This window comes from Kribbella sp. NPDC048928 (assembly GCF_043197975.1).
Classification (GTDB): Bacteria; Actinomycetota; Actinomycetes; order Propionibacteriales; family Kribbellaceae; genus Kribbella.
Window position 1 is genome coordinate 842,457 of sequence record NZ_JBICUC010000003.1, and the last position, 22,075, is coordinate 864,531.

At 69.9% G+C, this 22,075-nt stretch carries 17 protein-coding genes; 6 read left to right on the forward strand and 11 right to left on the reverse strand.

The window, feature by feature from the left end:
• Positions 1-2: 2 nt before the first annotated feature.
• Positions 3-1,496: an AAA family ATPase gene (locus ACGFI6_RS17455; protein ID WP_393119569.1), complete on the forward strand. Its 1,494-nt coding sequence runs from the start codon at positions 3-5 to the stop codon at positions 1,494-1,496.
• 110 nt (positions 1,497-1,606) lie between these two features.
• On the opposite strand, the gene ACGFI6_RS17460 is transcribed toward ACGFI6_RS17455, so the two are convergent.
• Positions 1,607-1,990 (reverse strand): winged helix-turn-helix transcriptional regulator, encoded by a 384-nt coding sequence (locus ACGFI6_RS17460; protein WP_393119571.1) that lies wholly within the window; start codon positions 1,988-1,990, stop codon positions 1,607-1,609.
• A 65-nt stretch (positions 1,991-2,055) separates the two neighbouring features.
• Here ACGFI6_RS17460 and ACGFI6_RS17465 point away from each other — a divergent pair, with 65 nt between their 5' ends.
• On the forward strand, positions 2,056-2,760 hold the full coding sequence (locus ACGFI6_RS17465) for an NADPH-dependent F420 reductase (protein WP_393119573.1): 705 nt from the start codon (positions 2,056-2,058) through the stop codon (positions 2,758-2,760).
• Between the two features lie 21 nt (positions 2,761-2,781).
• On the opposite strand, the gene ACGFI6_RS17470 is transcribed toward ACGFI6_RS17465, so the two are convergent.
• Genes ACGFI6_RS17470 through tkt form a run of 7 tightly spaced genes read right to left on the reverse strand, consistent with a single transcriptional unit; the run spans position 2,782 to position 11,927 of the window.
• Entirely contained in the window at positions 2,782-3,600 is an 819-nt protein-coding gene (locus ACGFI6_RS17470) for an isocitrate lyase/phosphoenolpyruvate mutase family protein (RefSeq protein WP_393119575.1), read from the reverse strand.
• A gap of 58 nt (positions 3,601-3,658) precedes the next feature.
• A complete protein-coding gene (pgl, locus tag ACGFI6_RS17475) occupies positions 3,659-4,381 on the reverse strand; it encodes a 6-phosphogluconolactonase (RefSeq protein ID WP_393119577.1) in 723 nt (240 codons plus the stop codon).
• Positions 4,378-5,517 carry a glucose-6-phosphate dehydrogenase assembly protein OpcA gene (locus ACGFI6_RS17480; RefSeq protein WP_393119579.1) on the reverse strand — a complete coding sequence of 380 codons (1,140 nt, stop codon included), beginning with the start codon at positions 5,515-5,517 and terminating at the stop codon, positions 4,378-4,380. Before ACGFI6_RS17480 ends, pgl begins: the two co-directional genes overlap by 4 nt.
• Complete coding sequence (gene zwf, locus ACGFI6_RS17485) at positions 5,514-7,064, reverse strand: glucose-6-phosphate dehydrogenase (protein ID WP_393119581.1); 1,551 nt, start codon at positions 7,062-7,064, stop codon at positions 5,514-5,516. The genes ACGFI6_RS17480 and zwf overlap by 4 nt, the downstream gene beginning before the upstream one ends.
• 29 nt (positions 7,065-7,093) lie before the next feature.
• Positions 7,094-8,674, reverse strand: a complete 1,581-nt coding sequence (locus tag ACGFI6_RS17490; protein WP_393119583.1) for a glucose-6-phosphate isomerase — start codon at positions 8,672-8,674, stop codon at positions 7,094-7,096.
• A complete protein-coding gene (gene tal / locus ACGFI6_RS17495; protein WP_393119585.1) occupies positions 8,671-9,780 on the reverse strand; it encodes a transaldolase in 1,110 nt (369 codons plus the stop codon). Before tal ends, ACGFI6_RS17490 begins: the two co-directional genes overlap by 4 nt.
• 44 nt (positions 9,781-9,824) lie before the next feature.
• Positions 9,825-11,927 carry a transketolase gene (gene tkt / locus ACGFI6_RS17500; protein WP_393119755.1) on the reverse strand — a complete coding sequence of 701 codons (2,103 nt, stop codon included), beginning with the start codon at positions 11,925-11,927 and terminating at the stop codon, positions 9,825-9,827.
• Between the two features lie 314 nt (positions 11,928-12,241).
• Here tkt and ACGFI6_RS17505 point away from each other — a divergent pair, with 314 nt between their 5' ends.
• The 4 genes from ACGFI6_RS17505 (at position 12,242) to ACGFI6_RS17520 (ending at position 19,520) form a co-directional block, all read left to right on the forward strand.
• Positions 12,242-13,219 carry a heme o synthase gene (locus ACGFI6_RS17505; protein WP_393119757.1) on the forward strand — a complete coding sequence of 326 codons (978 nt, stop codon included), beginning with the start codon at positions 12,242-12,244 and terminating at the stop codon, positions 13,217-13,219.
• Between the two features lie 104 nt (positions 13,220-13,323).
• Complete coding sequence (locus ACGFI6_RS17510; protein ID WP_393119587.1) at positions 13,324-14,418, forward strand: ScyD/ScyE family protein; 1,095 nt, start codon at positions 13,324-13,326, stop codon at positions 14,416-14,418.
• Between the two features lie 193 nt (positions 14,419-14,611).
• Entirely contained in the window at positions 14,612-15,469 is an 858-nt protein-coding gene (locus ACGFI6_RS17515; RefSeq protein WP_393119589.1) for a helix-turn-helix domain-containing protein, read from the forward strand.
• A gap of 82 nt (positions 15,470-15,551) precedes the next feature.
• Positions 15,552-19,520: a carboxypeptidase regulatory-like domain-containing protein gene (locus tag ACGFI6_RS17520; protein WP_393119591.1), complete on the forward strand. Its 3,969-nt coding sequence runs from the start codon at positions 15,552-15,554 to the stop codon at positions 19,518-19,520.
• A 45-nt stretch (positions 19,521-19,565) separates the two neighbouring features.
• Here the strand turns inward: ACGFI6_RS17520 and ACGFI6_RS17525 are convergent, their stop codons facing one another.
• The 3 genes from ACGFI6_RS17525 to ACGFI6_RS17535 are packed head-to-tail and all read right to left on the reverse strand — an operon-like array spanning position 19,566 to position 22,001.
• Positions 19,566-20,492 (reverse strand): heme A synthase, encoded by a 927-nt coding sequence (locus ACGFI6_RS17525; RefSeq protein ID WP_393119759.1) that lies wholly within the window; start codon positions 20,490-20,492, stop codon positions 19,566-19,568.
• Positions 20,493-20,511: 19 nt separating this feature from the next.
• Entirely contained in the window at positions 20,512-21,288 is a 777-nt protein-coding gene (locus tag ACGFI6_RS17530; protein ID WP_393119593.1) for an ABC transporter permease, read from the reverse strand.
• Positions 21,288-22,001: an ABC transporter ATP-binding protein gene (locus ACGFI6_RS17535; protein ID WP_393119595.1), complete on the reverse strand. Its 714-nt coding sequence runs from the start codon at positions 21,999-22,001 to the stop codon at positions 21,288-21,290. Before ACGFI6_RS17535 ends, ACGFI6_RS17530 begins: the two co-directional genes overlap by 1 nt.
• Positions 22,002-22,075 lie beyond the last annotated feature (74 nt).

Sequence of the window (22,075 nt, forward strand, 5' to 3'; positions counted from 1 at the left end):
GTATGCCGGACGACAGCGAGGTCGACGAGTTCGCGCAGCTGTTCACGCGCTTCCTGGAGCGGATGCAGCGCAGCGGTGGATCCCGGCCCGAGCGGGAGAGTCTGCGGGAGCGGCTCCGCGACCATCTGGGCGTGGAGCCCGAGCAGGTGCCGGTGGTCGCGTCGTCGTACCCGGCGTACGACCTGCCGAACGTGCAGCGCGCGATCGAGGCGTGGTTCGACTCGTACGAGGTGCTCGGGCTCGCGGGCTCGAACCGGAGCCACCACTCGCTGGGGGAGCTGCTGGAGGTGGCGGAGTACGCCCGGTTCGGGATCGGGGCGGTCGACTACCAGCGGCTGCAGGTCGACGTCGACGAGGAGATGGACTGCGTCGCCTTCGGGTTCTATCTCGGGATGCGGGGCGCGGATCCGTACGTCGCGCTGCTGCGGGCGGCGAATCCGCAGTACGGGCGGTCGAGCGTCGATCTGGAGATCCTCGCGGTGGCGAAGGAGGCGGGCGATCGGTTCCTGAGCGCGCTGCCGGAGCTGATCCGGGAGCACAACGTGTTCCGCCGGAAGGTGGTGTCGTTCGAGGGGCACGAGTTCGGGCAGGGGGTGGGACCGTTCCGGTTGCATCCGCGGCCGGGGCTGGCGCGTGCGGACGTCGTACTGCCTGAGGGCGTTCTCGAGCGGGTCGAGCGGGAGGTTGTCGGGATCGCCGCGCACCGCGAGACCCTGCTCGCGGCGGGCCAGCACCTGCGGCGTGGTGTTCTGCTCTACGGGCCGCCGGGGACGGGGAAGACGCACACCATTCGGTACCTGCTGTCCCAGTTGCCGGACTTCACGGTCGTGCTGCTCGCCGGTACGAGCATTCACTTCATCTCGCAGGCATGTGCGCTGGCGCGGATGCTGCAGCCGGCACTTGTGGTTCTCGAGGACTGTGATCTCGTTGCGGAGGCGCGCGACTTCTCGCTGGGCGCAGAGAATCCGCTGCTGTTCCAGGTGCTGAACGAGATGGACGGGCTGGCGCAGGACGCCGACGTCGCGTTCCTGCTGACGACGAACCGGGCGGACCTGCTGGAGCCCGCTCTGATGCAGCGGCCGGGGCGGGTGGACATGGCGGTCGAGGTGCCGCTGCCGGACAACGACGGGCGGGCGCGGCTGCTGCGGCTGTACGGGCCTGGGCTGGAGCTGTCCGACGAACTGGTCGACGAGGTCGTCGAGCAGACGGAGGGTACGACGGCGTCGTTCATGAAGGAGCTCGTACGGCGGACCGTGCTGCTGGCGGCCGAGGCGGCTCAGGCGCCGGGCGCGGATCATCTACGGGCCGCGGTCGCCGACCTGTTGTCGTCCCGCGACGCCCTGACCCGCCGCCTCCTCGGCGCAACAACCGCCGACGAACACCAAGACACCGGTACCACTCACGGGGAGCCAGCCACACCAGGCATCGCTCCACCAGGCGCAGCGCCAGGCCCTGCGAGGCGAGGCGGACCAATGCCGGGCGTTTACAAGGCTTAACCGGCTGGCGGGTGGCCTCGCTCAACGCGCCAGGGTCTGCAACGGCGCGTCTGCTGGTGGGTGTGGACCTGTGGCACTCACCAAGTCACGCCGGGCGGGTGGTCGCGCGCTCAGTTGCGTGTGGCTGGTTGCCCATCGCGTGGGTTGGTGAGTGGTGTGGGTCCGTTGTCGGTGGGGAGTTGGTTGGCGTAGACGTCGGCCCAGTCGCCGAGGGCGCGGATCGGGACCAGGAGGTCCTTGCCTGCGGTCGTCAGGGAGTACTCGACGCGTGGTGGTGCCTCCGCGTACCGGTGGCGCTCGACGAGGCCGTTGTGTTCGAGGCGGCGCAGCGTCTCGGTCAGGACCTTCTGGCTGATGCCGCCGATCTGACGGCGGAGCTCGCCGGGTCGCGCGGCACCACCCGCCAATGAGTACAGGACGACCATCGGCCAGCGGCCGCTGATCAGGTCGGCGGCGACCCGCGCCTGGCAGTCTGAGAAGAATCGCGGCTCCACCGGTCCATTGTGCGTCGCCCGTTGGGCACCTGGAGGTGCGCATCGACCTGACTACCGTCGAAGCCATGAAAATAGGAACACTGGGCAACGGTCTGATGGCCGAGGCGCTCGCCGGGCAATGGGTCAAGGCAGGGCACGACGTGATGATCGGCGGTCGTACCGCGGAGCGCGCCGCCGAGGTGGCTGAGCGGGTCGGAGCGGTCGCAGGGTCGTTGGAGGAGGCCGCGGCGTACGGCGAGGTTGTGCTGCTGGCGGTGCCGGCGGAGGTCGCAGTGGCGGTTGCCGGTGTGGTGCCGGATGCGCGGATCCTGATCGACTGCACCAACGCGCTGGATCATCGGGATTTCACGCTGACGCAGGACTCAGTCGCGGAGGCTGTGAGCGTGGCGGCTGGTCCTGGGGTGAGCGTGGTCAAGGCGTTCAACCTGGCGGCCGACACAGTCTGGCGAAACCCGCCACGCGGGCTGGGTGTCCCACTCTGCGGCGACCCGGTCGCGGTGCCGGTGGCGTCCGAGCTGGTACGGGACTTGGGATGCGTGCCGGTGCTGGCCGGCGGTCTCGTACGGGCGAAGTTGCTGGAGGCAACCGCCGCGCTGGCGATCGGGATCTGGGTCGGTGGGGGAGATGTGCGCGGGATGTTTCCGGCCGTAGCTGACGCATTCGGCACGGTGCGCCCTCAACCCATGGAAGCAGCAGGAGAGCCGGTTAACCTCTCAGATGGCCCCTTCGCACCCGGCATACACACGGCAAACAGGCCATCTCAAGGGTGAACCCCTGAGATGGCATGGCGGTTAGTGGTCTCCCTTGGATGATCGGGCGAAGAGTTGGTTCAGGTCAGCCTGTGGGATCTGGCCTTCGGCGAATGTCATCGTGCCTCGGGTGGCGAGTTCCTCGGCGCTGCGGCGGATGAAGCCGAGCGCGGCCCGCGCGATGCTGCCGCCGAGGCTGATCCGGGTCACACCGACGTCCTGCAGGGCGGGCACGGTGAGCGTCGACGTACCGAGGCCGATCACCACGTTCAGCGGCCCGTCGATCTCCTCGACGAGCGTGCGGATCGTCGCAAGGTCGTTCACCCCAGGGACGTACAGGCAGTCCGCCCCGGCCGCGCGGAAGCGGTTCGCGCGCTCGATCGAGTCGGCCAGCGCCGTCGGCGTCCGGAGCAGTTGCCCGTCGGTGCGCGCCGTCAGTACGAAGCCGGACCCGGCCGCCTCCCGCGCCGCGACGATCCGCTCCACGGCGAGCTCGGCGTCGTACAGGTCCCGTCCGTCGAAGTCCTCGATGTTCCCGCCCGCGAGCCCGGCCTCGCGGGACAGCGTGATCGTCTCCGCGACCCGCTCCGGCGCGGAGCCGTACCCGTCCTCGAGATCGCCGTTCACCGGTACGTCACTGGCCGCCGTGATCTCCCGGACCCGCGCGAACATCTCCTCCCGGGACACCGCCGGCGCGCCGTCCGGCAGCGTGTGATCGCCCTTCGCCAGCGAGAACGCAATGCCCGCGCTGGTGGTCGCGATCGCCGGAAACCCTGCTGCGGCAAGGATCACCGCGCTCCCGGCGTCCCAGGCGTTCGGCATCACGAAGCGGTCGGAGTGCAACTCGCGGAACGTCGTCATACCCCGAGTCTGGCACCCCGACCGTTCGCCGGAGACCGAACCGTCAGCCCGGGTGAAGCTACGACACCTTGGAGGCGGAGGCCTCGTCCAGGAGCCAGAGAGTGCGGTTCTCGCCCTTGGGGCGGGCTGCGGGGATGTCGTCCTCGGCCAGCGCCTTCGCGACCGCGTCGGCCTTGTCCTCGCCGGAGACCACGAACCAGATCTCACGGGCCCGGGCGAGCGTCGGCAAGGTCAGCGTCAGCCGGGTCGGGGGCGGCTTCGGCGAGTCGTGGACGGCGACCGCGGCCGCATCCGTCACCGCGAGCTGCGGGTAGCCCGGGAACAGCGAGGCCACATGCCCGTCGGGACCGACGCCGAGCATCAGTACGTCGAACGTCGGCGAACCGGCCGCCTCGAGCTCGGCCGCGTACGCAGCTGCCGCCGCCTCCGCGCCCTGCCCGGTGTCGGCCGCCATCGGATGCACCCGCGCCGGGTCGACGTCGAGCGCGGACAACATCGCGTCGCGCGCCTGGGTCTCGTTCCGCTCGGGGTCGCCGGACGGCAGGAACCGCTCGTCACCCCACCAGAACTCGACCCGCTGCCAGTCGACCTCGACCCGCGCCGGCGACTCCGCGACCGCCCCGTACACCGCCGACGCCACCCGGCCGCCGGTGAGGACGACCTGCGCGATCCCCCCGGTGCTCTGGGCGTCGGCGATCGCCGTGATCAACCGGGACGCGGCCGAGAACGCGAGATCCGAGGCGTCGGAGTGAATCAGCAACTCCGGATCGACCGTCGTCATCGCCGCACCGCCGCCTTCTTCACCGAGGGCTTCTTCGCCGCGGATTTCTTCGCAGCAGACTTCTTCGCCGTGGTCTTCTTGGCGGAGGCCTTCTTTGCAGCAGTCGCCTTCGCAGCAGCTGCGGACTTCTTGGGACCGGCGGCCTGCTGGGCGACCTTCTTGCCGGCCGCCGTCACCTTCGCGGCGGTCGACTTGCGAGCCGTCGCGCCAACGGTCTTGGCGTCGTCCGGCATCGCGTCCCGCTCGACCATGCACGCGAGCGTCTTCGCGTACACGTCGTCCGGGTCGAGCCGCCGCAGCTCCTCGCTCAGCAGTTCGGACGTCGTCCGCCGCTTCAGCGCCACCGGACGATCCGGCTGACCCGGCACGCTGAACGTCGCGACCGCGCCGTCCGGCCGCGTCAGCGCGATCGGTCCCGACGGCGTGAACAGCCGTACGGCGGTCACGCCCGGACCGCGCGTGTTCCGCTGCTCCACCGGCACCTTCAGCCGGGACTGCAGCCACGCCGCCATCAGATCCGCGCTCGGGTTACCCCGCGCCGCCGCGACCTCGGCCCCGGTCACCTTCGTCGGGTACTGGTCCAGGGCGGCCGCCATCAACGCGCGCCACGGCGTCAACCGCGTCCACGCGAAGTCGGTGTCGCCGGGCGCGTACCCCTCGGCCCGTGCCGAGTAGTCGATCGACGCGCGCCGGGTTGCCGCGGCGTCGGTCACCCGGCGCCGGCCGAGCTTGCCCAGCGGGTCCTCGGCCGGAACGCGCGGCCCGCCACCCGGCCACCACACGATCACGGGGGAGTCCGGCAGCAGCAGCGGCGTGATCACGGACTCGGGCACCTTCGCCAGCGGGCCGTGCAGCCGCAGCAGCACCGCCTCGCCCGGAATGCCTTCGCCGACACGCACCTCGGCGTCCAGCCCGGGCGCGCCCTTGCCGGGCCGCAGGATGGCGACCAGGACCCGGGACGGGTGCTCCCGGCCGGCCTCGTTCGCGGCCTTCATCGCGTCGTGGTGGGACGACTCGTCGACGACCACCACGATCGTGCCGACCATGCCCATCGCGGGCGAGCCGGCGTTCCGGCGGGCCTTCAGCAGCGCCGACGCGATCTCGCTCGACGTGGTGTCGGTCAGGTCGATGATCATGGCCGCCTCCAGGCACGTCCGTCGCGGGCGAGCATCTCGTGCGCCGAGTCCGGGCCCCAGTCGCCGGACTCGTACTGCTCCGGCTTGCCGTGCCGGGCCCAGTAGTCGAGCACCGGGTCGAGGATCTTCCAGCCCAGCTCCACCTCGGTGTGCTGCGGGAACAGCGGCGGATCACCGAGTAGTACGTCGAGGATCAGCCGCTCGTACGCCTCCGGGGAGGACTCCGTGAACGAACCGCCGTACTGGAAGTCCATGTTCACGTCGCGGATCTCCATCGTCGTCCCGGGCACCTTGGCGCCGAACCGGATGGTGATGCCCTCGTCGGGCTGGATCCGCAGGACCAGCGCGTTCTGGCCGAGCTCCTCGGTCTCCGTCTTGGTGAACGGCAGGTGCGGCGCGCGCTTGAACATCACCGCGACCTCGGTGACACGGCGGCCGAGCCGCTTACCGGTGCGCAGGTAGAACGGGACGCCCGCCCAGCGCCGGGTGTCGACGTCGACCCGCAACGCCGCGAACGTCTCGGTCGCGGACGACGCGGGGATGCCGTCCTCCTGCAGGTAGCCCTTCACCTTCGTGCCACCGGCCCAGCCGGCCGCGTACTGACCGCGGGCGGTGTGCAGGTCCAGCCGCTCCGGCAGCTGGACGGCGTTCAGCACCTTCTTCTTCTCCTGGCGCAACGACCAGGCGTCGAAGCTGACCGGCTCCTCCATCGCGACCAGCGCGAGCAGTTGGAGCAGGTGGTTCTGGATCACGTCCCGGGCGGCGCCGATGCCGTCGTAGTACCCGGCGCGGCCGCCGATGCCGATGTCCTCGGCCATCGTGATCTGGACGTGGTCGACGTAGTTGCTGTTCCAGATCGGTTCGAACATCGCGTTCGCGAACCGCAGCGCGAGGATGTTCTGGACCGTCTCCTTGCCCAGGTAGTGGTCGATCCGGAAGACCGCCTCCGGCGGGAAGACCGACTCGACCACGTGGTTCAGCTCGCGGGCGCTCTTCAGGTCGTGACCGAACGGCTTCTCGATCACCACCCGCCGCCAGGAGCCCGGCTTCTCGTCGGTCAGCCCGTGCTCGGACAGCTGCCGGACCACCTCCGGGAACAGCCCCGGCGGGATCGACAGGTAGAACGCGTGGTTGCCACCCGTACCACGGGTGACGTCGAGCTCGTCAACGGTCGCCCGCAGCCGCTCGAACGCCTCGTCGTCGGTGAGATCGCCCGGTACGAACCGGAAGCCCTCGGCAAGCTGCTGCCAGACCTCCTCGCGGAACGGCGTCCGCGCGTGCTCCTTCACCGAGTCGTGCACGATCTGCGCGAAGTCCTGGTTGGTGTAGTCCCGGCGGGCGAACCCGACCAGGGCGAAGCCCGGGGGCAGCAGCCCCCGGTTCGCCAGATCGTAGACCGCCGGCATCAGTTTCTTCCGGGCCAGGTCGCCGGTGACCCCGAAGATCACCAGGCCGCACGGCCCGGCGATCCTCGGCAGTCGCCGATCCTGCGGATCCCGTAAGGGGTTGACCGGACCTGTCGGCTCTTCGTCGAGCTCAGCGGTCATGAGCCGCCTTCCTCCCGTGTCAGGTGGCTTTACTTGAACAGGGACAACAGTTGCTGCACGCCGCCGGCGACATCCGTCAGGTGCAACCGCAGCACCGGACGCCCGCGCTCGGCCAGTACGTTCGCGTCACCGGCCGCCTGCGCCGAGATCAGCGTGCCGAAGCTGAACGGACGGTCTGGGATCTCCACGTCGGTCGGGTGCGCGCCGGTGACCTGCAGGTACACGCCCTCCGGATGGCCGCCCTTGTGGTACTGACCGGTCGAATGCAGGAATCGCGGACCCCAGCCGAAGGTCGTCGGGCGGCCGGTCTTGGTGGCCACCGCCGGACGGATCGCGAGCAGGTCGGCGTCGCGCTCGGAGTCCAGGTACGCCATCACTGCGACGTAACCCTTGTCGTCGAGCTTGCCGAGCAACGCGTTCACCGCAGCCTGCAGCGAGTCGACACCGTCGAGCAGACCCTCGGAACCACGAACCTCGACAGCACCCTCGGTGAACGCCGCCGTCTCAGGCTCCGGCTGCGCGTCCAGCAGACCGCGAGCGGCCTTCTTCGCGCTCTCCACGTCGGGCTGGTCGAACGGGTTGATGCCGAGCAGGTAGCCCGCCACCGCCGTCGCCGTCTCCCACAGCAGCATCTGTCCGCCGAGCGAACCCGACGTCAGCGCGGTCGGTACGCCACTGGTCGCCTTCTCGGCGAGGAGCGCGTTGGTCAGGTCTGCCGCGTCGCTGGACAGCTCCGGCGCGCCGACCTCGACCGCCACCGGCAGGACACCGGTGCCGTTCTTGCCGGTGCTCTCCGCGATCAGCTGCTCGGCCCAGTCCGGGAAGCCGACGATGCTCGAACCGTCCGCCGTGATGATCGCCTTGTCCCGCCCGGCGCTCGCCGCGAGCACGGCGCCCAGCCACAGGGCCGGGTTGTCGGTCGAGTCGGCCTGCACGGCCGGCGCGGCCTCGGCCGCCTGGTCGAGCAGCTCGGCGACGTCGGCGCCGGCCAGACCGGACGGCACCAGGCCGAACGCGGTCAGCGCGCTGTATCGGCCGCCGATGTTCGGGTCGGCGAGGAACGTCTTGCGGTAGCCCTCGTCGGCCGACAGCTTCTCGAACGGCGAGCCCGGGTCCGTCACCACGACGATCCGCGAGGCCGCGTCGATGCCGGCGTCGGTGAACGCCTTCGCGAACGTCCGCCGGTGGCTGTCGGTCTCGACCGTGCCGCCGGACTTGCTCGACACCACGATCACGGTCTTCGACAGGTCGCCGTCGAGCGCGCGCTTCACGACGCTCGGGTCGGTCGAGTCCAGTACGACGAGCTCGACACCCGCCGTACGGGTGATGACCTCGGGTGCCAGCGACGAGCCGCCCATGCCGGACAGCACGATCCGGTCCAGACCCTCGGACCGCAGGTCGGCCTGCAGCGCCTCGATCTCGGCCAGCAGCGGCCGCGAGGTCTCGTGCAGGTCCACCCAGCCGAGCCGGATGGACGCCTCGTGCTCGGCCTCCGGGCCCCAGATCGTCGCGTCCTTCGCGGCGATCCGGGAGGCGATCTTCTCGGCCACCAGCTTGTCGACGACCTCGGCCCAGTCGCCGTTGGTCGTGCTCACCTTCGGAGTGCTCACTTGGCAGCACCCTTCAGGGCCGCGGTGACCGTGTTCTGCAGCTCCGACCAGGAGGCCTCGAACTTCGCGACGCCCTCGTCCTCGAGCAGCTGGACGACCTCGTCGTAGGAGATGCCCAGCTTCTCCAGGTCGTCGATCACCTTGCGGTCGCCCGCGTAGTCGCCGCGAACGGTGTCACCGGAGAACTCGCTGTGCTCCTCGGCGGCCTTGATCGTTGCCTCGGGCATCGTGTTGACGACACCCCGGGTGACCAGGTTGTCGACGTACAGGGTGGGGGAGTACGACGGGTCCTTGGTACCGGTCGACGCCCACAGCGGCCGCTGCGGCTTGGCGCCGCCGGTCTCCAGCTCGCGCCAGCGGTCGGTGTCGAAGATCTCCTCGTACGCCTGGAAGGCGAGCCGCGCGTTGGCGATGCCTGCCTTGCCCTTCAGCGCCTTCGCCTCGTCGGTGCCGATCGCGTCCAGCCGCTTGTCCACCTCGGTGTCGACGCGGCTGACGAAGAACGACGCGACGCTGGCCATCTTGGTCACGTCGTGGCCGTTCTCGGCGGCCTGCTCGAGGCCGTCCAGGAACGCGGCGGCGACCGCCTTGTAGCGCTCCAGGGAGAAGATCAGCGTCACGTTCACGCTGACCCCGGCGGCCAGCGTCTGGGTGATCGCCGGCAACCCTGCCTTGGTCGCCGGGATCTTCACGAAGATGTTCTCGCGGCCGACGATGTCCCACAGCTGCTTGGCCTGCTCGACGGTCTTCGCGGTGTCGTGCGCGAGCGTCGGCTCGACCTCGATCGACACCCGGCCGTCCTGGCCCTCGGAGTCGTCGTAGGCGGGCTTGAACACGTCGGCGGCGTCCCGGACGTCGCTGGTGGTGATCACCCGGATCGCCTCGTCGGTCGAGACACCCTGCGCGGCCAGCCGGCCGATGGTCTCGGCGTACGCGTCGGCGTCCGAGATGGCCTTGGCGAAGATCGTCGGGTTCGTGGTCACGCCGACCACGTGCTTGTCCTCGATCAGGGCCTGCAGGCTGCCGCTGGTCAGCCGCTCCCGCGACAGGTCGTCGAGCCAGATGGAGACACCCGCGTCGGCGAGTGCTTTCAAGCGATCGTTCATTTTCCGATGCCTTCTTCCGGAAGGTTCTGTTGGTGTGGGTGTCTTCAGCTGGCCGTGTCGACATCGGCCGGGCCGACCGGTCCGGCGGCGGCGCGGCCGGGCGGCACGCCCGGTCCACTGATCTGCGCGGCGACCGCGATGCTGTCCTTCGCGGCCTGGACGACGGCGTCGGTGGTGATGCCGAACTCGTCGTACAGCGTCTGGTACGCCGCCGAGGCGCCGTAGTGCTCCAGGCTGACCGAGCGGCCGGCGTCGCCGACGATGTCGTGCCAGCTCTGGGCGATCCCGGCCTCGACCGAGACCCGGGCCCGCACCCCGGCCGGGATCACGGACTCGCGGTAGGCGTCGTCCTGCTCGTCGAACCACTCGCGGGAGACCATCGAGACCACGCGTGCCTTGATGCCTTCCTCGGCGAGCTTCGTGCGCGCCTCGACCGCGAGCTGGACCTCGGAGCCAGTGCCGATCAGGACGACGTCCGGCGTGCCGCCGTCGGCGTCGAGCAGCACGTAGCCGCCCTTGTGCACGTTCTCCGTGGTCGCGAAGCCGTCGGTGCCCCGCGGGAAGGTCGGCACGTTCTGCCGGGTCAGCACCAGACCGGCCGGGCGGTCGGTGTGCTCGAGAACGGTGGCCCAGGCGGCCGCCGTCTCGTTCGCGTCACCGGGGCGGACGACGTCCAGGCCCGGGATCGCGCGGAGCGCCGAGAGGTGCTCGATCGGCTGGTGCGTCGGGCCGTCCTCGCCGAGGCCGATCGAGTCGTGCGTCCAGACGTACGTGACCGGCAGCTTCATCAGCGCGGCCAGCCGCACCGACGGGCGCATGTAGTCGGAGAAGACCAGGAACGTGCCGCCGTACGGACGGGTCAGGCCGTGCAGGGTGATGCCGTTCAGCACCGCGCCCATCGCGTGCTCGCGGATGCCGAAGTGCAGGACGCGGCCGTACTCGTCGCCCTGGAACTCCTTGGTGGCGTACTCCGGCGGGATGAAGGACGGCTGGCCCTTCGGGGTGGTGTTGTTCGAGCCGGCCAGGTCGGCCGAGCCGCCCCACAGCTCCGGCAGTTCCGGCGCCAGCTTGGTCAGCACCTCGCCGGAGGCGGCGCGGGTCGCGATGCCCTTCGCGTCGGCGTCCCAGCTCGGCAGCGCGTCCTTCCAGCCGGCCGGCAGCTCCCGCTTCGACAGCCGGGCGAGCAGCTCGGCGCGCTCGCCGTTGGCCGCCTTCCAGCCCTCGAAACCGGTGTTCCACTCGTCCTCGAGGGCCTTGCCGCGCTCCTGCGCCTTGCGGGTGTGCGCGATCACGTCGTCGGCGACCTGGAAGCTCTGCTCCGGGTCCCAGCCGAGCACCTTCTTGGTGGCGGCGACCTCGTCGGCGCCGAGTGCGGAGCCGTGGATCTTGCCGGTGTTCTGCTTGTTCGGGGCGGGCCAGCCGATGATCGTGTGCAGCCGGATGAAGCTCGGCTTGTCGGTCACCGCGTTCGCCGCCTCGATGGCGTCGTACAGCGCCTGCACGTTCTCCTCGTACCCGGTGCCGCCGTTGGTCCAGTCGACGTCCTGGACGTGCCAGCCGTACGCCGCGTAGCGGGCGGCGACGTCCTCGGAGAACGCGATGTCGGTGTCGTCCTCGATGGAGATCTTGTTCGCGTCGTAGATCACCGTCAGGTTGCCGAGCTTCTGGTGGCCGGCCAGCGACGAGGACTCGGCCGAGACGCCTTCCTCCAGGTCACCGTCGGACGCGATCGCGTAGACGTGGTGGTCGAACAGGCTTTCGCCCTTCGGCGCCTCCGGGTCCAGCAGGCCGCGCTCGCGGCGGGCCGCCATCGCCATGCCGACCGCGTTGCCGACACCCTGGCCGAGCGGACCGGTGGTGGTCTCGACGCCGGGGGTGTGGCGGTACTCCGGGTGGCCGGGGGTCCTGCTGCCCCAGGTGCGCAGCGCCTTCAGGTCGTCCAGCTCGAGGCCGAAGCCGGCCAGGTACAGCTGGATGTACAGGGTCAGGCTCGAGTGTCCCGCGGACAGCACGAAGCGGTCGCGGCCGGCCCAGTGCGGGTCCGCCGGGTTGTGCCGCATCACCTTCTGGAAGAGCAGGTACGCCGCCGGCGCCAGGCTCATCGCCGTACCGGGGTGTCCGTTGCCGACCTTCTCGACCGCATCCATCGCGAGCACCCGCACGGTGTCGACCGCGCGCTGGTCGAGGTCTGTCCATTCAAGCTTGGTGCTGGTCTTCTCCGTCACGCCGGCGGCGCTCCTCTCGATGGTCTGCTGGTACCACTCAGGATGAGCCTACTGTGGCCGACTCGGTCCGTTGCGTACCGCTCTACTGTTTGTCAACCGTTCGGGCCACAGTGTCTGTTCCCCGATGCACACGCCGCATGCGAGGGGGGTGCATCAAGCCCTCCTACGGGTCGTCGTAGACTGCTGAATCGTCAGCGCCGGTCATCCGGCGTCAACCCAGATTGTTCGAGGTGTTCGTGACCGCCGTCGACCCGCGTCCCGCCGCGACGACGTCGTACCCGACGCCGCTGCCGGACGCTGCCGCTGTGTCAGCTGCAACAGTGCGTCCGTCGGTGCGCGACGTGGTGAAGGCGTACGTCGGGCTGACCAAGCCGCGCATCATCGAGCTGCTGCTGGTCACCACGGTGCCGGTGATGTTCCTGGCCGCCGACGGCGTGCCGGGCCTCCGGATCGTGGTGGCGACGCTGATCGGCGGCATCCTCGCCTCCGGCAGCGCGAACACGATCAACTGCGTGTTCGACCGCGACATCGACGAGCAGATGCGCCGCACCCGGCGCCGCCCGCTGCCGCGGCACGCGGTCAGCCCGCGCTCGGCGACGATCTTCGGCGTGGCGCTCGGCGTGCTGGCCACCCTGGAGCTCGGCTTCTTCGTGAACTGGCTGTCGTCCGGCCTGGCCCTCGCGGCGAACCTGTTCTACGTCTTCGGCTACACGATGGTGCTCAAGCGCCGCACCGTGCAGAACATCGTCTGGGGCGGTATCGCCGGTTGCTTCCCGACCCTGATCGGCTGGACCTCGGTCACCGGCAAGCTCGCCTGGACCCCGGTCGTGCTGTTCGGTGTGGTGTTCTTCTGGACGCCGCCGCACACCTGGTCGCTGGCCATGCGGTACCGCGAGGACTACGCGTCCGTCGACGTCCCGATGCTGCCCGTGGTCGCGACGCCGGTGCAGACCGCGCGGCAGATCATGGCGTACTCGGTGATCATGGTGCTGACCTCGATCGCGCTCTGGCCGGTCGCCGGTACCGGCTTCGTGTACCCGTTGGCCGCCATCGTGCTCGGCTTCGTGTTCCTCCGCGAGGCGCGCCGGCTGTTGCTCCGGGCCCACACCGGTGCCGACGGTGCCGCGCTGCGCCCGATGCGGCTGTTCCACTTCTCCAACATCTACCTGGCGTTGCTGTTCATCGCCGCGGCGATCGACCCGCTGCTGCGCTGATTTCCTGCGTTCCCGTTGACCAAATCGTGACCTCGTGTTGCGATGGGGTCGTCTGTGGAGGGGGATCCACGGCTGGGGAGACGTAGCCGCAGGGGGAGTTACGCATGGGGGTACGAACACGCATTGCCGCACTCGCGGCGCTCGCACTGGCCGGCTCGGTGCTCGTCGCCGGACAGGCAGAGGCCGGTGGCAACCATTCGAGTCTGAAGCCGGTAGCGTCCGGACTGAACGGTCCGCGCGGCGTCTCGACGTGGGCGAACAAGGTCATCTACAGCGTCACCGACGGATCGGTGTACGTGACCGACGGGCGCCGGACGCTGAAGCTCGGCACCGTACCGGGCACGGGTGGTTTCCCGCCCGCGATCGACACCAACAAGTGGGGTACGACGTACGCGCTGACCGGCGCGGGCGGTGAGCCGGGACAGCCACCGGTTCCGGGCGGCGCGACGCTGTACCGGATGCGGTACGGCAAGGCGCCGGTCAAGGTCGCCGACATCGGCAAGTACCAGTCGCACGATCCGGACCCGTACAACCAGGCCGATTCGCCGACCGAGTCCAACCCGTTCGGCGTCGCGGCGCTGAGCGACGGCACGGTGCTGGTGTCCGACGCGGCCAACAACGACCTGTTGCGGGTCTGGCCGAACGGTCACGTGAAGACCGTTGCCCGGCTCAAGCCGCGGACGGTCAAGGTCCCGGCCGGTCTCGGTAACGAGGCTCCGCCGGCCGGCACGCCGTTCGTGGCCGAGGCGGTCGCCACCTCGGTGACGGTCGGTTCGGACGGCTACTGGTACGTCGGGGAGCTCCGCGGCTTCCCCGCGACACCGGGCACCTCGCAGATCTGGCGGATCAAGCCGGGCTCGGTGGGCGCGGTGTGCGACCCGGTCAAGCCGACCAAGGGCAACTGCAAGCGGTACGCCGACGGCTACACGTCGATCGTCGACCTGGCCGGCGGACCGCACGGGACCCTCGCGGTGGTGGAACTGGCCAAGGCGAGCTGGCTCGCGTTCGAGTCCGGTGGCTCGACCATCGGCGGCCTGTTCCTGCAGTACCCGGGCAAGCACCACACCGCCGGGTACAAGCGCGAACTGGTCAAGAACCAGCTGAACCTGCCGGGCGGCGCAGCCTTCAACCGCTGGGGCCAACTGTACGTAGCGGGCCCGGTCTTCGGCCCGGGCGCGGTCTATCGAGTTCGGTACTGAGGTAACAGCAGGTTGTCACCATCGGGGCGCCACGCCGTGGCGCCCCGATGTCGTGCGGGCACCGAGTGGCCAGTTCTGGCCGTGGCCTACGTAGGCCAGACAAGGTGCTGGACACCCTGATGCGGCGCTGACGAGACTGCTACGGGCCGAGCCCGGGCGGTGAGTCCTGGCGCACCATCAGGGAGGCGACGCGGTGTCCTCGCAGCGGATGCAGTCCGAGCTCATCACACGGCCACCGACGGCCACGCCGCAGTTGTTGCCGGTGGCACCGGATGCGGCGATCGAGGCGCTGGTACGGCGCCAGGAGTCCGAACTCGAGCGGATCCGGGCACTCGCGACGGCCTGGGTCGCCGACTTCCGCTCGGGCCGCAGTACGGGTCCGACCGAGCTGATCGAGATCGTCAGCGGCGCCGACGCCGTGCTGAGCCGCTTCGACCAGCTCCAGCGCGCCGCCACTGAAGAGGTCCAGGTCCTGGACACACCGCCGTACGTGGCAGCGACGGGCCCGGACACCAACGACCTCGAGTTCGAGGTGCTGGCCAGGGGCGTGAGCTGCAAGGCGATCTACGACCGGGCCGCACTGGAACAGGCGCCGAACGCGGTGACCGCAATCCTGCGGTACGTGGCCGCGGGCGAGCAGGCCCGCGTCACGTCCGAACTGCCGCTGAAACTGGCGACCTTCGATCGCCGGACCGCGTTCATGCCGCTGGCCATCGACCAGGGCGACATCGCGAGTGCGATCGTCGTGCACCCGTGCAGCCTGCTCGATGTCCTGCTGCTGGTCTTCGATCAGCTGTGGCAGCAGGCGACGCCGCTGACCGCGCCCGGCTCGCTGCGGGCCGCCCAGGAGGACGGCACGTTCGAACCGACCGAGAACGATCGGCGCGTCCTGGTGCTGCTCGCCAGCGGCATGAAGGACCAGGCGATCGCGCGGCACCTCGGCTGGAGTCACCGAACCACGCGGCGGCGGATCGCGGCGCTGATGGCGGCCTCGGGGGCTGAGACGCGCTTCCAGGCCGGTCTGCACGCCGCGCGGGCGGGCTGGTTGTGAGCAGGACGATCCGACGGGACTGTCCCGTCGGAGATTGAGTGAGGGGTGAGGCGTGCAACGCACGAGAAGACCTAGAGGTGGGATGACAAGACGTGGCCGAACCGTCCGGACCATCGCGGTGGCCCTGACCACGATCACTGCCCTGGTGACGTCCACAGTGGCGGTATCGACCGTGGCGGCCCCCGAGGCAGTCGCGGCCGGCAACCCAACGACCGGCAGTTCAACGCCGAGCAACCAAACGACCGGCAGCCCGACGACGGGCGGTCCGCGTGGAAGTCGCACGGTACCGGCCGGTTGCAACGTTGCAGCGACGGCCGCCGACGGCTCCACGCCGCTGGCGCGCTGCTACGCGGTCGGGCGGGCCGCCGATCACGGCGGGCTGGCGCAGCGCACGGCCGGGCCGCTCCCGGGATCGCTGGGGCCGAGCGAGATCAAGTCGGCGTACGCCCTGCCCGACGGTGGCGACGGGCGGACGGTGGCGATCGTCGATGCGTACGGCTACCAGAACGCCGAATCCGACCTGGCCGTGTTCCGGGCGCACTACGGCCTGTCGCCGTGCACGACGGACAACGGCTGCTTCCGGAAGGTCGACCAGCGCGGCGGAACGGACTACCCGCAAGAAGATGCCGGCTGGTCCATCGAGACGGCCCTCGACCTGGATGCAGTGTCCTCGGCCTGCCCGGACTGCCACATCCTGCTCGTCCAGGCCGACAGCAACAGTTCGCCGAATCTAGGCCAGGCTGTCGACACCGCTGCGTCCCTGGGCGCCGTGGCGATCTCCAACTCGTACGGCATCGACGGTGAACTCCCGTTCGAGACGTACTACGACCACTACTACGACCACCCAGGGATCGCCGTCACCGTGTCGTCCGGTGACCTCGGCAACGTACAGAGCTACCCGGCCACCTCGCCGAACGTGGTCTCCGTCGGAGGTACGAAGCTGACCCGGGACGACTCCACCGCGCGCGGCTGGCACGAAGCGGCGTGGGTCGACGGCGGCAGCGGTTGCTCGCTCTACGAGCCGCGCCCCGATTACCAGGACGGCCTCGACACCGGCTGTCCCGACACGCGGGCGACCGCCGATGTGGCCGCGGTCGCCGACCCGGACACCGGGCTCGCGGTCTACAACACCCTCGGACAGGACGGCTGGGCGCAGTACGGCGGCACCTCACTGTCCTCGCCGCTGGTGGCCGCGATGTACGCGCTGGCCGGCACTCCCGTTCCGGGAAGTGATCCGGTCACGTATTTGTATCGCAAGGGCGCCTCGCTGAACGACGTCAGCGAAGGCACCGACGGTTCGTGTGGCGACGTACGCTGCACGGCGGGCGCCGGCTGGGACGGGCCGACTGGTGTTGGTACGCCCAACGGTGTGTCGGCCTTGACGCTCGGATCCCACGGCTGGGCCTCGGGCTCGGTGCAGACCCGGAGCCACGCGCTCGACGGTGCGACCGTCACGTTCACCGACCAGACGGGCTATCGCACCCGCGCGGTCGTCGACAAGTCCGGCCGGTACCGCGTCGCGGTGGCCGCGGGGACCTACCAGGTCGTCGCATCGAAGTTCGGGTACGCCGACGTGACGCTTGACCGGGTCACCGTGGCTGCAGGCGCGTCGGTGTCCAGGAACTTCACGCTGACAGCGTTGGCCAGGCGTACGGTCAGTGGCGCCGTCACCGACGGCTCCGGTCAGGGCTGGCCGATGTACGCCAAGATCTCCATCGACGGGTACCCGGACGGTGCTGTGCACACGGACCCGTTCACCGGCCGTTACAGCGTGGAGCTCCCGGTCGGCGCGACCTATCAGCTGCACGTCGAGGCAGCCGGCCGGCCCGGCTACCAGACCGCCGACACAAAGGTTGTCGTCGGCAACGGAAAGGGTTCGTTGCAGCGCGACGTCGCGCTGAACGTGGACGCGTCGACCTGCACGGCCGCCGGGTACGGGAACGCGTATCACGGCGCCGGCACCGACTTCGAGGGCTGGTCGGCGGCGCAGAACGGCTGGCAGGTGACCGACGACGACGGCAGCGGCAAGACCTGGACGTTCGACGATCCCGGTGCCAAGGGCAACCTCACCGGCGCCGGCGGGCAGTTCGCCATCGTCGACAACTGGGCATCGCCGGTCAATCGTCATGACACGAGCCTGGTCGGCCCGGCTGCGGACCTGTCGGACGTCGCCGAGCCGGTTGTCGGCTTCGACACATACTACTACGACTACGGATTCGGCGAGCAGGACGGCGTCGTGGACCTGAGCCTCGACGGCGGAGCGACCTGGCAGAACGTCTGGCGGGCGCCGGACGCCTTCGTCCAGGGACACGTCGAGGTACCGATCCCGCAGGCCGCGAACAAGTCCGATGTCCGGGTGCGGTTCCGCTTCACCGGGGCGTTCGACAACTTCTGGGAGCTCGACGAGGTGTACGTCGGCAGCCGGTCGTGCGAGCCGACACCGGGTGGGCTCGTGGCAGGCCTCGTCCGCGATCACAACACCGGTGCCGCGCTGACCGGTGTGCAGCTCGCCGGTGGTACGACTCCGGCGGTGAGCGGGTCGACCTCCGACGACGCGCAGGTCGACGACGGCTACTACTGGCTGTTCGCACCCACCGGCGACCTTTCGCTCAGCGCCACCGGACGGCGGTACGCCGAGGCGACGAAGAAGACCCGGGTGCTCGCGCACCGAACGACCCGGCTCGACTGGTCGCTGGAGGCCGGCCAGGTGACCGCAACCTCGGCGCCGATCTCGGTCAACGCCGGCAAGGGTCCGATCGGCCCCCGGTCGATCACGCTCACCAACCACGGCACCAAGCCGGCTCAGGTGTCGCTCGTCGAGCAGGACCGTGGGTTCACGGCGGCCGACGGGCATCACCGGACGACAGCACCAGGTGCGCCGCTGCGGCGGGCAAAGGTGGATGCGTCCGCGTTGTCGTTCACGAAGCGGAAGCCGGGCGGGCACGACCCCGTACCGTCACGCGACGCATCGACGAACCCGGCCTGGTCGAACCTGCCGGACTACCCGACGCCGATCATGGACAATGTCGTCGCGTCGAACGACTCGGTGGTCTATTCGGTCAGCGGCGCGACCGACGAAGGCCTGACCGGTGCTGGGTACGCCTACGACCGGACGGTCGGGTCGTGGCGGCGGATCGCCGACCTGCCCGAGTCGCGGGAGAGTGCGGTCGGCGGCTTCGTCGGCGGCAAGTTGTACGTGGCCGGCGGCTGGGACGCGCAAGGCAAGCTGACCTCGACGACCTACGTCTACGATCCGGCGAAGAACATGTGGTCTCGCGTGGCCGACCTCCCGATGCCGAGCAGTACGGCGGCCGGGGCGGTCGTCGGCGGTGCTTTCTACGTGGTCGCCGGTTGTGAGTCGGATGCCTGCACGGAGACGACTCCCACCTACCGGTACGACGTCGGTAGCAACACCTGGGCGCGGATCGCGGCCTACCCGGAGCACGTGGTGATGCCGGGATGTACGGGGTCGGGGGACGGACTGATCTGTGCCGGTGGGCTCGTGCCGGTGCTCGACGACCCGTGGCACGAGTTCCCGGTCGCGAGCGCGTACCAGTACAAGCCAGATTCGGACAGCTGGACGCCGATCGCCAACATGCCGTACCCCGCCTGGGGCATGGCGTACTCCGGCAGCGGTGGCAAGCTCCAGTTGGCCGGCGGTATCACCGGTGGTGAAGTCACCAACCAGGCGATCGAGTTCGATCCGGCGACCGGTGCCTGGTCGGCGCTTCCGAACGCGGCGTACAGCATGTTCCGTGGCGGCGCGGCCTGCGGGCTGAGCAGGATCGGTGGCTCCATCGGCGGGTTCACCGCGACGCCGTTCGCCGAGTACCTGTCCGGTCAGGACGCGTGCGTTCTCGGTGCGGACGTGGGCTGGTTGTCGGCCGACCGTACGCAGCTCACCGTTCCGCCGGGACGTTCGGTGAAGGTGCAGCTGCGGTTCGACGCTGCGGCCACGTCCACGGCCGGAAAGTACGAAGCCCGTCTGGCGTTCACGACTGACACGCCGTACGACGTCACGCCGGTCGCGATCGCGCTCACGCGACGCTGACGCACCACCTCGGACGCGACGTAGGTCCGGCGAAAGTTGCCGGACCTACGTCGCGGGCGTTCCGCGTTCGCCGTAGACGGCGGTGACCAGGGCGATCAGTAGGCCGGCCAGCAGCATGTGTACCAGGACGACGCCCCAGGGCAGGCCGGTGAAGTACTGGGTGAAGCCGACGGCGCCCTGCAGCAGTTCGACGGCGAGCAGCCAGGCGGCGAGCTTGCGCAGGGTTCGCGAGGTGGCGGTCACCCGGGTCGCGATCACCAGCGCGATCGAGATCCCGAGCAGGCCGAACACCACGTCGGCATGCAACTGGCTGACCAGCTCCGGGTCGAACCCGTTGCGGCCGGTCTCCGGGTCGCCGGAGTGCGGACCGGCGCCGGTGACAACGGTGCCGAGGGCAACGGTCAGCCAGACCGCTATCACGCAGACGGTGGCGAGCGCGCGGACCACCGGGGGAGTGTGCGGGTACGGGCTGGTGCGCGAGCGGCGCATCATCGAGACCGTCAGCGTGATGATCACCGGCGAGACCAGGAAGTGTGCCGAGACGATCCACGGATTCAGCCCGGTCAGCACGCTGATGCCGCCGATCACGCCCTGCAGCGGGACGCCGAGGGCGGCCGCGGTCGCGAGCCGGCGCAGGTCCCGCCGGATCGGCCGGTACCGCATGACGACCAGCCAGGTGAGGATCGCGACGATCGCGACCACGAACCCGAGCATCCGGTTCGTGAACTCGATCGCGCCGTGATAGCCGAGCGCCGCGTGCGGTACGTACGAGTCGTCGGTGCAGGACGGCCAGGTCGGGCAGCCGAGGCCGGAGCCGGTCAGCCGGACCAGGCCGCCGGTCACCACGATGCCGATGTTCACCACCACCGACGCCCAGCCCCAGCGCCGGACGACGTCCAGGCTCGGCTCGGGCACCAATCGCCAGAATCCGCTGACTGGCTCGCTGGATCGGGGCGCGGTCTCCGTCGTCATCACCGGCACACTCTAAAGGTCAGTCCCATTTGAAGGTCCGTGAGACCAGGTAACCGAGGACAGCCGCCCAGAGCGCAAGCGACAGTGCGGCGGCCCACGGGATCACTCCCTCGACGGTCGAGTTCGAGATTCCGCTCGCCAGCGCGGCGCTCGGCAGCAGCCGTACGACACCTTGCATGCCGGCCGGGTACTCGTCGACGGGCGTCATGATCGCGCCGCCGACAAGCAGCAACAGGTACAGCAGGTTGGCCGCGGCGAGGGTTGCCTCCGCGCGCAGTACGCCGGCCATCAGCAGACCCAGGGACGCGAAGGCGGCCGTACCGCAGAGAACGGTGAGGATCACACCGAACACCGCGTCGGCTCCACCGACGGGCTTCCAGCCGAGTGCGAAGCCGGTCCCGATCAGAACGGCGAGCTGGATCAGCTGGACGATCAGGACCGCGCCGATCTTCCCGGCGAGCAGGCCGGTGCGCGACAGGGGAGAGGCACCGAGCCGTTTGATGACTCCGTACCGGCGCTCGAAGCCGGTCGCGATCGCCAGCGAGGTGAAGGACGACGACAGCACCGCGAGTGCGAGGACGCGGGGGACCGCCTCGTCGATCGGCCGGCCACTGCCCAGCGGCAGCCGGTCGCCCAGACCCGTCCCGCCGAGCAACAGGAGCACCCCGAGCGGGATGACCAGTGCGAGCAGCAACTGCTCGCCGTTGCGGACGAGCAGCCTGAACTCCATCCGCGTGTGCGCGATCACCTTCTGCGGCCAGGGCGCACTCCCCGGCTGCGGTGCATAGGTAGTCATCAGCGGTCCGGTTTGGTGAGCTCGAGGAACACGTCCTCGAGCGACTTCGTGTGGTGTTCGGTGAGGGCGTCGGGGGTGCCGGAGGCGATCAGCTTGCCGGCCGACACAACGTGCACCTGGTCGGACAGCTGCTCGGCCTCGTCCATCGCGTGCGTGGTCAGTACGACCGTGACGCCGTCGCCGCGCAGATCGCGGATCAGCTGCCAGATCTCGCGCCGGCCGTGCGGGTCGAGCCCGGTCGTCGGCTCGTCGAGGAACGCGAGCTCCGGGCGCCCGATGATCGCCAGCGCGAACGAGAGCCGCTGCTTCTGCCCGCCGGAGAGCCTGCGGTACGGCGTCCGCCCACAGCTGCCGAGGTCCAGGCGCTCGACCAGGGCGGGGACGTCGAGCGGATGCGTGTGCAGCTTCGCGACGTACCGCAGCATCTCGACCGCCCGGACGCCCGACCAGGCGCCGCCCTCCTGGAGCATGACGCCGATCTTCGGCATCAGCTCGTCGTGGTCGGCGAGCGGGTCCAGGCCGAGGACCCGGACGCGGCCCGAGTCCGGGCGCCGGAAGCCCTCACAGGTCTCCACGGTCGTGGTCTTGCCGGCACCGTTCGGGCCGAGTACGGCCGTCACCGTGCCTGCGGTTACGGTGAGACTGAGGCCGTCGACCGCGGTCTTCTCTCCGTACCGCACGACGAGGTTGTCGATCTCCACCGCGACTGGCACAAACCGCAGCATAGAGAACGGGGCGAAGTGACCTCGCTCACGCCTCCCCCTGGGCCCCGCCTGAGCCTGGGAAC

Bases quoted from the DNA above. Each gene is read 5' to 3' on its own strand.
- ACGFI6_RS17455 (WP_393119569.1), top strand. From the start codon at position 3: ATGCCGGACGACAGCGAGGTCGACGAGTTCGCGCAGCTGTTCACGCGC.
- ACGFI6_RS17465 (WP_393119573.1), top strand. From the start codon at position 2,056: ATGAAAATAGGAACACTGGGCAACGGTCTGATGGCCGAGGCGCTCGCC.
- ACGFI6_RS17470 (WP_393119575.1), bottom strand. From the start codon at position 3,600: ATGACGACGTTCCGCGAGTTGCACTCCGACCGCTTCGTGATGCCGAAC.
- pgl (WP_393119577.1), bottom strand. From the start codon at position 4,381: ATGACGACGGTCGATCCGGAGTTGCTGATTCACTCCGACGCCTCGGAT.
- ACGFI6_RS17480 (WP_393119579.1), bottom strand. From the start codon at position 5,517: ATGATCATCGACCTGACCGACACCACGTCGAGCGAGATCGCGTCGGCG.
- zwf (WP_393119581.1), bottom strand. From the start codon at position 7,064: ATGACCGCTGAGCTCGACGAAGAGCCGACAGGTCCGGTCAACCCCTTA.
- tal (WP_393119585.1), bottom strand. From the start codon at position 9,780: ATGAACGATCGCTTGAAAGCACTCGCCGACGCGGGTGTCTCCATCTGG.
- tkt (WP_393119755.1), bottom strand. From the start codon at position 11,927: ATGGATGCGGTCGAGAAGGTCGGCAACGGACACCCCGGTACGGCGATG.
- ACGFI6_RS17510 (WP_393119587.1), top strand. From the start codon at position 13,324: ATGGGGGTACGAACACGCATTGCCGCACTCGCGGCGCTCGCACTGGCC.
- ACGFI6_RS17520 (WP_393119591.1), top strand. From the start codon at position 15,552: ATGACAAGACGTGGCCGAACCGTCCGGACCATCGCGGTGGCCCTGACC.
- ACGFI6_RS17525 (WP_393119759.1), bottom strand. From the start codon at position 20,492: ATGACGACGGAGACCGCGCCCCGATCCAGCGAGCCAGTCAGCGGATTC.
- ACGFI6_RS17530 (WP_393119593.1), bottom strand. From the start codon at position 21,288: ATGACTACCTATGCACCGCAGCCGGGGAGTGCGCCCTGGCCGCAGAAG.